Raw genomic sequence first — 10,890 nt, 5'->3', positions numbered from 1 at the left:
TAAAACCTCTTTTGCATTAGATTGATCTTTAATAATATCTTCCAATTCTTCAATAGCTTTTAAAACATTATCATCCTGAGATACGACAGTGATATCTGAAACAGGCCATCTGAGTTTATATTGTGCCATGTCCCTTGCTCTAATTGATGCTTCAATTACTTCACGAGCAACATCCATTTTAGCTTCAAGTTCCTCATCAATTGCATCTTCATCATATCCCCAGTCATTCATGTGAATACTTTCAGGAACATCCGGATTAACTCCTTTTACAAGATTTTCATATATTTCTTCTGAAATGTGAGGAGCAATTGGACATAAAACAGAAATTAATTTAACAAGCGCTGTGTATAAACTGTAGTAAGCGCCCAATTTATCAGGATCATCACTTTCAACCCAGGTTCTTCCACGAATAAGCCTTACATACCAGCGGCTTAAGTCTTCCAATATGAAATTATTGATTTTTCTTGTAGCATTATGGAAATATAACTTATCTATTTCTTCTGCAACCTCTTTAACTAATGTATTAGCTTTAGAAATAATCCATTTATCTTCAAGTCTTAAAATCATGTCATCTTCTGTCAATCCTACAGGATTGAAGTTATCCAATGACATGTAAGTTGTTGAAAATACATAAACATTCCATAAGATGTTAAACATCTTGTTAATGTTTAAAAGCTCTTCCCATACGAATTTTAAATCATCCCATGGTTTTGAAGCCCATAATAAATAAAATCTGAGCACATCTGCTCCGTATTTTTCAATTACCTCTTCAGGAGATACAACATTTCCTAATGATTTGGACATTTTATTTCCATTTTCATCCAAGACAAATCCATGCATTAAAACTTTCTGATATGGACTTTTACCCATAGAAATAACTCCAGTACCTAATTGTGAGTAGAACCATCCTCTAGTTTGGTCATGGCCTTCTGTAATAAAATCATATGGGAACCAATCCTGAAATTTATCCTTTTCTTCAGGATAGTAAAGAGAAGCCCAACCCGCTACTCCTGAATCAATCCATACATCTAAAACATCAGGAATTCTTTTGATGGTTTGACCACATTTATCACATTTCACTTCAACTTCATCAACGTATGGTCTGTGAATGAGTTCGGAATCACTTACATTAATTTCATTTAATGATTCTGATTTCAATTCATCAAGAGAACCTATTACTTTTAATTCTCCACAGTCAGGACATTCCCAAATAGGAATTGGAATACCCCAGAATCTTTGTCTTGAAATTGTCCAGTCACGAGCATTATCTACCCAATCATAGAATCTTCCTTCACCAGCCCATTTAGGCACCCATTCTACTTTTCCAATTTCATCCAACATTTTTTGTTTAATTTCAGTTACTTTTAAAAACCATTGTTTAGTAGCTCTGTAAATAATAGGAGTTTTACATCTCCAACATACACCATATCTGTGTTCAATGGTTTCTGATCTGTACATTAAACCTTTATTTTCCAAATCTTCAATGATTTGAGAGTTTTCATCTTTTGTAAATTTAGTAGCATATTTTCCCGCATCTTCTGTGAAGCATCCATCTTCACCTACCGGACAAAATATAGGAATATCATTGGCCTGACCTACTTCAAAATCGTCCGGACCGTGTCCAGGTGCTGTATGTACTAAACCAGTACCTTCGCCAAGCTCGACATGAGTTCCAGCCAATACCTTGTGAACAGCGTCTATTTCATCGAATTCCGCATGCTTTGGAACTTCATCTAAAAGTATGTAATCATAGCTCATTCCAATCAATTCTTCACCTTTGACAGTTTTGATGACTTCATACATTACTTCTTTTTCTTCAATGATTTTATCTTCTTCATCATCATTTTCTGCAGGAATTTTAGTTTTGTGAATCTTAATTTGACGGCCTAAAACCTCTTCCATTAAATTTTCGGCTAAAATATAAGTTTCACCATCTTTAGAGACATAAACATAATCAAAATCAGGATTTGCACAAACTGCCATGTTTGCAGGCAAAGTCCATGGAGTAGTTGTCCAAACTAAGAAATAGGTATTTTCTTCACCTTTTACAGGGAATTTAATGTAAATAGATGGGTCGACTTTTTCTTCATATTCAATTTCAGCCGCTGCAAGAGCAGTTCCACAGTGAGGACACCAGCTGATAACTCTTTGGTCGTTAACAAGCAAATTTTGTTCATTTGCTCTTTTAAGTGTCCACCAAGAGGATTCCATATATTTCGGATCCAATGTCATGTACGGATCATCCCAATCCATCCAAACACCTAACTGGTCAAATTGCTCTTCCATTGCTATTTTATTTTCAATAGCAAATTCCCTACACTTATCTACAAAAGCAGCAATTCCAATTGTCTCTTCAATTTCCTGTTTGGACTGGATATCCATCAAGTGCTCTACTTTATTTTCAATTGGAAGACCATGCATATCCCAACCGGCCTGTCTTCTTAAACTGAAACCATTCATAGATTTATAACGTAAATAAGAATCTTTAATTACTTTATTCCAAGCCGTACCTAAGTGAATTTTTCCACTACAGTAAGGTGGACCATCTAAAAATGAGTATCTAGGACCATTTTCTCTTAGTTCATTTACTTTTTTAAAAGTATCATATTCTTTCCAGAATTTTTGAACCTTCTTTTCTATTTTATCGTGATTGTATGATTTTTCTGCCTCTTTTATTGGCATTGTAACTCCTCAAAAATAATAATTTATAATATATATCTTTTTGTTTTAGCTAATAAATAAAAGTTGTTACAAATGTTGAATACTTTAAAAATTGAAAAGATTTTTAAATTAATTAAATCTTCAAAAAAATTAATTGAAAAGATATTCTAATGAAACTTTATAGAAACCATATTTAAAATATTGTATGGGTTTTAAATATTGTATTGTTTAAAATTAAAACCCAAGCAAGTATGATAAAATTTTTTTGTGAAAAGCAAAATAAAGAAAATCATGTTGAAATTAATAATAAAGAATTTTAATAGTTTATTAAGATAAAATAAGCAGTAATTCTATGTTAACCTATTGATATAGTTTCAACGAGGTTATAAAATGAAATGCATACTGACAGATGAAAAGGATCAACGATTCCTGAAGCTAGTTGAAGAGCTTGATTACGGATACTACCTGCGAATCGGAGATGAACTGGAAAAATATAGGGAGTATAACGAATTCAAAACTCCCCATATCGTTATTTTAATGATGGATGATGAAGAAGCGATTGCCTGTGCAAGCTACAGAGCATCAGATGAAAAAAGTGTTGAATTCAAAAGGGTATACGTCAAAGAGCAATACAGGAAAAGAGGAATTGCATCCCTCATCATCAAAGAATTGGAAAAAGATGCTATTGAAAAGGGTTTTAAAGATTCCCATATCGTAACCGGAAAAAACAATCATGAGGCAATAGGATTATACAAAAAATTGGGTTACTACAAAACCGATAAGTTCGAACAGTTTCAGGAAGATAATACCATAATCTGTATGAAAAAAGAATTTTAGGCGATAGTACAAGAATTAACAAAAAAAAGATAAAAACTATTCCTCAAAAGAGGAAAGTTCTATTGATTTAAATATATTTTTTCAAATCTTCAGCCTTGTCAGTTTCTTCCCATGGAAGACCTTCAATACCGAAGTGACCGTATTTAGCGGTTTGTTTATAAGTAGTGTCTCTTAAACCTAATGTTTCAATAATTCCATCAGGAGTTAATTTAAAGTTTTCACGCACTACTTTCTCAAAGTCAACACCTTCTACACCAGTTCCAAAAGTATCTACCATTACTGAAGTTGGCTCTGCAACACCAATTGCATAAGATAATTGAATTTCACATTTTTCTGCAAGACCGCTTGCAACGATGTTTTTAGCAATGTATCTTGCCATGTAGCATGCACTTCTGTCTACTTTGGTACAGTCTTTACCTGAAAATGCTCCACCTCCATGGCGAGCATATCCTCCATAAGTATCAACAATGATTTTACGACCGGTTAAACCTGCATCTCCATGCGGACCACCGATTTCAAATTTACCTGTTGGATTGATGTGTTCTTTAGTATTTTCTGTGATTAATCCATCAGGAATAACTGCATTGAAGAGTTTTTCACGAATGTCTTCTTTTAATTGATCCTGATTTTCAGACATTGTCTCATCATGCTGGGTTGACAATACTACAGCATCAAGTGAAACGACATTGCCATCTTTATCATAGTTTACAGATACCTGAGCTTTACCATCCGGTCTTAAATATGGAATTTCTCCACTTTCTCTAAGTTCAGTTAATTTATTTGTTAATTTACGAGCAAGATCAATTGGATAAGGCATTAATGATTCTGTTTCATTGGTTGCAAATCCAAACATCATACCCTGATCGCCTGCACCAGTTTCTTCATCTCCACGATCTACTCCCTGGTTAATGTCTGCAGACTGTTCATGGAGCCTGTTTTCAACTTTACAAGTATGACCATCAAATTCCAAATCAGGACTGTCATAACCAATTTCAATGATTGTATCCCTTATGATTTTTTCAATTTCTTCTTCTGAAATATGGGCAGATGAAGTTATTTCACCAAATACCATACAAAAATCTGTTGTTACACATGTTTCACATGCAACATGGGAATTTTTATCCTGTGCCATGTATGCATCCAATATTGCATCAGAAATGATATCAGCAACTTTATCGGGATGCCCTTGGGTTACTGATTCTGATGTAAATGTCCTATAAATTTCATTCATGTTTTCACCAATATCCAAAATATAATATAATTCAATATAAATAATATGATTGTATTAACCTTATCAAATATTCATAATAAGGTTTATCTTAAATAATATATAAATTTTTAAATATAATATTCTTTGGATTAATTTTTCAATGAGGAGAAAAATGAAAATCATATATTGGAGTGACTTTAACTGCCCATATTCATATATTGGATACACCAGACTTAAAAATGCCATAAATGAATTAAAACTAGATGTTGAACTGGATATGAAGGCATTTGAACTTGAACAGGAATTGGATGATGAAATAATACCTATGGTAAATCATTATGCTAGAAAATATGGGATTCCCGAATTTCAAGCAAAAGATATGCTTAAAGAAATTGATGATATCGGAAAAGCTGAAGGTTTAGATTTTGATTATTCCAATGCAAAAATAACACCATCAAAAGATGCACATAGATTATTGAAATTTGCAAAAAGTAAAAATAATCCTGACTTGATTGAAAATATTACTGTAAAATTATTTGAAGCATTCTTATGTGAAAATAAGCCTTTAAATTCACAGGAAGTGCTGGTTGATATTGGAACGTCTGTTGGTTTGGATGAAAGCGAAATAACAAATATGCTAAACAGCAATTCATACGAGATAGAAGTTCAAATAGATGAAGAAGATGCAAAATTAAATGGTGTTCAAGCCGTTCCATGCTATTTTGTTGAAAATTCAGAAGAAATGCTGGTAATTCCAGGAGCGCTATCAACTGAAGAATTCAAAAATGCACTCAAAGACCTGAAAAGTGGAAAAATTGAATCAAAAACTTTATGAGTAGATAATCCCAAACATTTTTTAAATTTTAAAAATAAGATATCATTTATTAATCAGGACAAGTGATTATTAACAACTTTATCTTATGAAACTGAATTTTAAATTAACAGGAAATGAATTATTTTTTAGGTAGAAATTTCATCGCAAATCGAAAATTACAAAGTCATGACAATATTACTTTTAAAAATAAGTTAAATTTAATATAGATTAGTTAAATAAGCAATAATCCATGATAAAAATAAAATATGCAGATACATACCTAAAAAGACTAATTGGACTAATGTTTAAAAAAGATATTGATTATGGATTGCTTTTTATTTTAAAATATGGATCAAGTATTCAGACCTGTTTTATGAGATTTAACATAGATGCCTATTTTTTAGATGAAAATAAAATAATTTTTGATAAGGTAACTTTAAAGCCATGGCAATATTATAAGCCAAATAGAAAAGCAAAATATTTATTAGAAACTAAAGAAAACTTTATAAATCTAAAAAAAGGAGAAAAAATTGAGTTAATTTAAATAAACTCTAAAACATCATTAGGATGTTCAAATATTTGAATATCGTCAATTTCAGATAATTTACGAGTATTTTCAATATCAATATCTCGCATATAAATAGTAATTATTTTACCTTCGGAAATTGCATCATACGGGCAACTGTTTCTACATTGGCCGCAACCTACACATTTCGTTAAGTCAATTTCATCATGAGGAATAATTGCACCTTCAGGACATACTAAGGCTGCAACACAGTCATCACAACTTTGACATTTGTCTTTTTCAACTTTTGAAGGTAAAACCGTGTCAATCGGTCCCGGATGAATATCAACCGGAACCATGAAAGTTTTTACTGCACCTTTTCCCGCCTGTGCAACAACATTCGTTACTAGAGTATCGGCAATACCATAAACAATTTTAGAAACAGTATTTGCCGTAGCGGGTGAAACTATCAGTAAATCATATTTGCCTAGAGAGAATCTGCCTGTTATTGGAAATGAAAATTTTTGATTGGAATCTGTTGCAAGCTCTCTGTATTTACCACCAGTTAACCTGGTAACTCTTTCATAAAGTCCATACATCTTCAATACTTCCTCAGCTGCTCCTGAGAGAAATATAGTAACTTCATGATCTTTAGCTAATTTTTCAGCTACCTGAACAGATTCATTGAGTAAATGACCTGCACCAGTAAAAGCAAACCCAATCCTCATAGCAATCTATAATTTATGATATTCGTAAGCATCCTTTTTGGAAAATGCGTAGTCGAGTACAGTGTATTGGTTCATGAATTCAGCTACTTCATCTGCAATATCTTCTTTATCAACAGCAACGCGTTTAATAAAGTCAGCAACTTCATCCATTTCTTTTTCTTTTAAACCTCTTCTGGTAATTTCCTGAGTACCAATTCTAATACCAGACGGATTATCAGAATTATCTCTGTCATCTCCTGGCAAGAGGTTTTTATTTAAAACAACATTATTGTCTGCCAATTCACGAGCAATATCTGATGCTGATCTGATATCAGATAAGTTAACAGCAACTTGGTGAGATTGGGTAAAACCTAAATCTTCACATAAAACATTAAAGCCTCTTTCATATAATGCCTGACCTAAAGCCTGAGCATTTTTAATGGTCTGTTTAGCATAAGCTTCACCAAACTCTAACATTTCAGCTGTAGCAATACCTAAACCAAGTAAATGGTGTAAATGGTGATTACTTACAACACCAGGGAAAACTGCATTGTCAATGATTTCCTCATTTTCTTTACTGGAAAGGATAATTCCTCCCTGAGGACCAGGGAATGTCTTGTGAGTACTTCCCATCATTAAATCAGCCCCTTCTTTAAGTGGCTGTTGGAATTGGCCTCCTGCAATAAGACCTAAAACATGAGCCCCATCATACATTATAGTAGCTCCAACTTCATCAGCAGCTTCACGAGCTTCTTTAATTGGATGAGGGAATAAGAATAAACTTCCACCGAATAAGACAATTTTTGGTTTTTCTTCCAAGATTTTTTTATTCATTGCATCTATATCAATGTTCATTATATTACTATCAAGCGGGTGGAATATTGTTTTTAAACCATGAATACCGGCAGCACTAACATCAGCATGAGAAATGTGTCCTCCTGAAGGAACTTCCAAAGCCATTACTTTATCTCCAGGCTTTGAAAAACCGAAAAATGCTGCGAGATTTGCAGTTACTCCTGAAACAGGTTGAACATTTGCATATTCACAGTCATAAACTTCACATGAAAGTTTTTTGGTTTTATCTTCAACTAAATCGATATATTGGCATCCTTCATAAAATCTCTGAAATGCTTGTCCTTCAGCATATCTATGAGCAAAATCTGTAGCTAATGCTTCAGTAACTTCAACACTGGTTACATTTTCAGAAGCAATCAAATTAATACTGTTTCTCATATATTGAGTATGTTCTTGCGCTATCTTTTCAAAGTTTAAAATTTCATCATGATAATTAGTCATTTACTACACCTAAATTAAATAGTATAATGTAATTTATGTTAATCTTACAATATAAGAGTTATGAAAAAAATAGTTTCCTAAAAAAAATCTAATAATAAAAAAATTAAAAAAAAGTAAAAGAAATAGAGATTAAATAATCTCTAAATCTATTTTCCTATGTCTTCAAGAGCAGCACTGATTTGTGCCATAATTTGGTCGGTTTTGAAGTGTTGTTGATCCATTGCACCAGATGGACATGCACCTACACAGGTACCACATCCTTTACATAATGCAGTGTTGATTTCTGCATGGTGTGATCCGGAATCTTCAACAATTGAAATTGCAGCGAATGGACATAATTCGACACAAACTTCACAAGCACCACAAATACCTTCATCAGTACGTGCGACAATAGGTTCGATTTCTACTTGACCTTTAGCCATTGGGATAGCTGCTCTTGATGCAGCAGCTGAACCTTGTGCTACAGAGTCAGGAATATCTTTAGGGCCTTGAGCTACACCAGCAATGTAAACACCGTCAGTTAAGGTGTCAACAGGTCTGAGTTTAGGGTGAGCTTCCATGTAGAATCCGTCTGCGGATTTGGAAACACCTAAGATTTGTCTGAGGTCGTCAGATCCTGCAGAGTGTTCAAGTCCAACACTTAATACAACTAAGTCGTATGTGTATTCAGTTACTTTACCGAGTAAAGTATCTTCTGCTCTGATTGTTAAGGTTAAGTCATCATTTTCGAAGATTTGTGCTGGTCTACCTCTAATGAATTCAATACCGTATTTTTCTTGAGAGGTTTTGTAGAACTCTTCGTATCCTTTACCGAATGAACGGATATCCATGTAGTAACAGGTTACTTCAGTATCAGGTTCGTGGTCAATACATAATTGAGCGTTTTTCATGGAGTACATACAACATACTCTGGAACAGTAAGGTTTACCGATTTGCTCATCTCTTGAACCGACACAGTGGATAAATGCTACACGTTCAGGTTCGATACCGTCTGATGGTTTGATAACGTGTCCACCAGTAGGTCCTGATGCATTAATCATTCTTTCAATTTCCATTGCAGTAATTACGTTGGTGTAACGGCCATATCCATATTGGTAGATTCCAGATGGGTCGAATGGGTCGTAACCAATTGCTGCAATAATAGTACCAACTTCTAATTCAATTTCTTCAGGTTGTTGGTTGTGGTCAATTGCATCTGGTCCACAAGCTTGTACACATAAGTTACATTCGATACAGTAGTCTTTATCGATAGTTGCACATAATGGTACAGCTTGAGGGAAAGGAATGTAAGCAGCTTTTACCATACCGACACCTTCGTCGTAGTAATTAGGTATTTCGATAGGACAAGCTTCTTGACAAGCTCCACATCCAGTACATAAAGCTTCATCAACATATCTAGGTTTTTTCTCAACTTTTACATTGAAGTTTCCGATGTAACCGTCTACTTCTTTAACTTCAGCGTAAGAGATTAATTCAATATTTTCATGTTTGAATGCGTCTACCATTTTTGGTGCTAAAATACACATTGAACAGTCGAGAGTAGGGAAAGTTTTATCTAATTGTCCCATACGTCCACCGATGGTTGGGTTTCTTTCTACCATGTAGGTTTTGAATCCCATGTCACCTAAATCTAAAGCAGTTTGGATACCAGCTACTCCACCACCGATAACTAATGCTTTGTTATCTACTGCTACTTTAGTAGCTTCTAATGGTTCGAGTAATCTTGCTTTAGCAACAGCCATACGAGTTAAATCTTTAGCTTTTTGAGTTGCTTCTTCAGGTAAGTCCATGTGTACCCAAGAGTCTTGTTCTCTTAAGTTAGCAAATTCAAATAAAAATTTGTTTAATCCTGCTTCTTCTACACATCTACGGAAAGTAGGTTCGTGAAGACGAGGGGAACAAGCTGCAACAACAATTCTGTTCAAGTTTTTCTCTTTAATGTCCTCTTGGATTAAAGCTTGACCAGGGTCAGAACACATATATTTATAATCAGTTGCGTGAACAACGCCAGGCAAAGTCTTAGCGTATTCAGCTACTTCAGGACAGTCGACGACTCCACCGATGTTAACACCACAGTGACAGACGTAAACACCTATCCTTAATTCTTCATTATTATCTCTTATTTCTTCTGCCATAATTTTCACCTTGTACAAGTGTGCGAAATTATCTAACATAGAGTTAGATATTAAATATGTAGTACGAACACATTAATAAAGATTTCTGTAAAAATATTGGAGTAAAGTATATATATGATGAAAGAAAATAATCCTTAAATTAGTCTTAATTATAAAAAAAAGATTTTTAAAGGCTTTTTTAAAATAATATAAAATCTAATCAATAATTTTTAGGAATACTTAAATTTAAATAAATTAAAATTTGCTAAATTAACATGATAATTATGGGCAAAGTTACAAGCGAAAATACAGTATTTATTAAAATACAATCGGAAGTCAATTCATAATCCAATTTATATGTAATAGCCAAAACTAAAGACAGCATACCTGATGGCATTGCAGCTTCAACAATAGAGACATTATATTGAAGATCAACAAGACCTAAAAATGATACTATTAAAAAGGCTATGAATGGAAAAAATGCCAATTTTATAATAGATGTAAAAATTATTGCGGATTTTGAACGTTTTAATCCCCTCAAATCAATGGAAACACCTAAAGATAACATAATTAGAGGAATAGCAGCATTTCCCAAATAATTTATAGTATTATCTAAAACCGGACCAATTGGAATATTAAGGGAATTTAATGAAATACCTAGAATAATTGCCCATACCGGAGGAAACAGAGCGATTTTTTTAACAGCGGTCTTTACACTGCCTCCAAATTTTAAAATTAAAACAAAA

9 protein-coding genes are annotated in these 10,890 nt (G+C 33.4%); 3 read left to right on the top strand and 6 right to left on the bottom strand.

From position 1 onward, the window contains the following. The coding region (gene ileS / locus ACKI3Q_RS03145) for an isoleucine--tRNA ligase (protein WP_407414168.1) at positions 1-2,682 on the bottom strand (2,682 nt) is incomplete at its 3' end. Between the two features lie 369 nt (positions 2,683-3,051). Here ileS and ACKI3Q_RS03140 point away from each other — a divergent pair. Further along, positions 3,052-3,498, top strand: coding sequence for a GNAT family N-acetyltransferase (locus tag ACKI3Q_RS03140; RefSeq protein WP_407414166.1), 447 nt, complete (start codon positions 3,052-3,054; stop codon positions 3,496-3,498). 67 nt (positions 3,499-3,565) lie between these two features. Here ACKI3Q_RS03140 and metK read toward each other — a convergent pair whose 3' ends face one another. Further along, positions 3,566-4,729, bottom strand: coding sequence for a methionine adenosyltransferase (gene metK / locus ACKI3Q_RS03135; RefSeq protein ID WP_407414165.1), 1,164 nt, complete (start codon positions 4,727-4,729; stop codon positions 3,566-3,568). A gap of 151 nt (positions 4,730-4,880) precedes the next feature. Between metK and ACKI3Q_RS03130 the strand changes: the two genes are divergently transcribed. Both ACKI3Q_RS03130 and ACKI3Q_RS03125 read left to right on the top strand, forming a co-directional pair. After that, entirely contained in the window at positions 4,881-5,543 is a 663-nt protein-coding gene (locus ACKI3Q_RS03130; protein ID WP_407414163.1) for a DsbA family protein, read from the top strand. A gap of 229 nt (positions 5,544-5,772) precedes the next feature. After that, positions 5,773-6,066 (top strand): DUF192 domain-containing protein, encoded by a 294-nt coding sequence (locus tag ACKI3Q_RS03125; protein WP_407414161.1) that lies wholly within the window; start codon positions 5,773-5,775, stop codon positions 6,064-6,066. On the opposite strand, the gene ACKI3Q_RS03120 is transcribed toward ACKI3Q_RS03125, so the two are convergent. From ACKI3Q_RS03120 to ACKI3Q_RS03105, 4 genes are all read right to left on the bottom strand, one after another. Then, a complete protein-coding gene (locus tag ACKI3Q_RS03120) occupies positions 6,063-6,755 on the bottom strand; it encodes a dihydromethanopterin reductase (acceptor) (protein ID WP_407414159.1) in 693 nt (230 codons plus the stop codon). The two genes, ACKI3Q_RS03125 and ACKI3Q_RS03120, sit on opposite strands and share 4 nt — an antisense overlap. Positions 6,756-6,761: 6 nt before the next feature. Then, positions 6,762-8,030, bottom strand: a complete 1,269-nt coding sequence (gene glyA, locus ACKI3Q_RS03115) for a serine hydroxymethyltransferase (protein WP_407414157.1) — start codon at positions 8,028-8,030, stop codon at positions 6,762-6,764. A 146-nt stretch (positions 8,031-8,176) separates the two neighbouring features. Then, the gene (locus ACKI3Q_RS03110; RefSeq protein ID WP_407414155.1) at positions 8,177-10,165 is read right to left on the bottom strand and encodes a 4Fe-4S binding protein; all 1,989 of its coding nucleotides are present in this window, start codon (positions 10,163-10,165) and stop codon (positions 8,177-8,179) included. A gap of 244 nt (positions 10,166-10,409) precedes the next feature. Continuing rightward, a partial coding sequence (locus ACKI3Q_RS03105; RefSeq protein ID WP_407414153.1) for an AEC family transporter occupies positions 10,410-10,890 on the bottom strand: 481 nt, incomplete at its 5' end.

It is taken from the genome of Methanobrevibacter sp. (genome assembly GCF_045636185.1).
In the GTDB taxonomy this organism is placed as follows: Archaea; Methanobacteriota; Methanobacteria; order Methanobacteriales; family Methanobacteriaceae; genus Methanocatella.
Note: the sequence above shows the minus strand (reverse complement) of the source record. Positions and strands in the feature narration are given on the sequence as shown.